This is a genomic window from Vibrio sp. 1580, assembly GCF_033340055.1.
On record NZ_JAWOVT010000073.1, the window covers coordinates 1 to 1,111 of the forward strand.

Consider the following 1,111-nt stretch of genomic DNA (forward strand, 5'->3'; position numbering starts at 1 on the left):
CTGTCGTTGGTGAAAGATCTTTGTCAGCATCAAATGATCTACCTGAGTGGCATTAGCTTGGCGATCATCTCGGACGATTGTCGTCAGATGTTGATTGAGCTGCTAACAATGTGCCGTAAAGAAGGTGTGAAAATCGCATTCGATAACAACTTCCGCCCTAAGCTCTGGCCTAACATCGAGCAAGCTCGTGATTTTTACTCAAAGATCCTCAGCGTCACCGACATGGCATTTTTGACCTTCGATGACGAGGTCATGCTGTGGGGAGATAAGCACGAAGATGAAGCGATCAGCCGTACGAAAAACTTTGGCGTGAAAGAGATCATCGTGAAACGTGGCGCGGACGACTGTTTTGTTGTAACACAAGATCAACAACACACCGTTGCGGCCTTGAAGGTCGATGCTGTGGTGGATACTACGGCGGCGGGTGATTCTTTTAGTGCGGGTTATCTTGCAAAACGAATTTTAGGCGGAGACGTTGCGGAGTCTGCGCTTGCTGGTCACAAAGTGGCTGGCACGGTTATTCAACATCGCGGCGCGATCATTCCAAGCCAAGCGATGCCAACTATTTAAGGAACGATGAAATGAAAGATCTGAACCAACAACTTTCAGAAATTAAAGTAGTCCCTGTTATCGCGATCAAAGACGCAGGCAAGGCAGTGAAACTGGCACAAGTGCTGATTGAAAATGGCCTGCCATGTGCTGAAGTAACGTTCCGTACTGAGGATGCCGCTTTAGCGATCAAAAACATGCGCGAAGCGTACCCAGAGATGCTGATTGGCGCGGGAACTGTGCTGACAAGCGCGCAAGTGGATGAAGCGATTGATGCGGGCGTGGACTTTATTGTGAGCCCAGGTTTCAACCCAACTACAGTGAAATACTGCCAACAGCGTAACGTGACCATCGTCCCTGGTGTCAACAACCCAAGCTTGGTTGAACAAGCAATGGAAATGGGTCTGCGTACGCTGAAGTTTTTCCCAGCAGAACCGTCAGGCGGCGTCGCGATGCTAAAAGCATTATCTGCGGTTTATCCTGTAAAATTCATGCCAACCGGTGGCGTGAGCCCAAGCAATGTTAAAGATTACTTGTCTATTTCTTCAGTCTTAGCGTGTGG

General features: G+C 48.8%; 2 protein-coding genes. Both read left to right on the forward strand.

Annotated elements, in window-relative coordinates; all coding sequences use genetic code 11:
- Positions 1-570, forward strand: a 570-nt coding sequence (locus tag R7093_RS24085) for a sugar kinase (protein WP_318146868.1), incomplete at its 5' end; no start/stop codon positions are given.
- Positions 571-581: 11 nt separating this feature from the next.
- A partial coding sequence (locus tag R7093_RS24090; RefSeq protein ID WP_318146869.1) for a bifunctional 4-hydroxy-2-oxoglutarate aldolase/2-dehydro-3-deoxy-phosphogluconate aldolase occupies positions 582-1,111 on the forward strand: 530 nt, incomplete at its 3' end.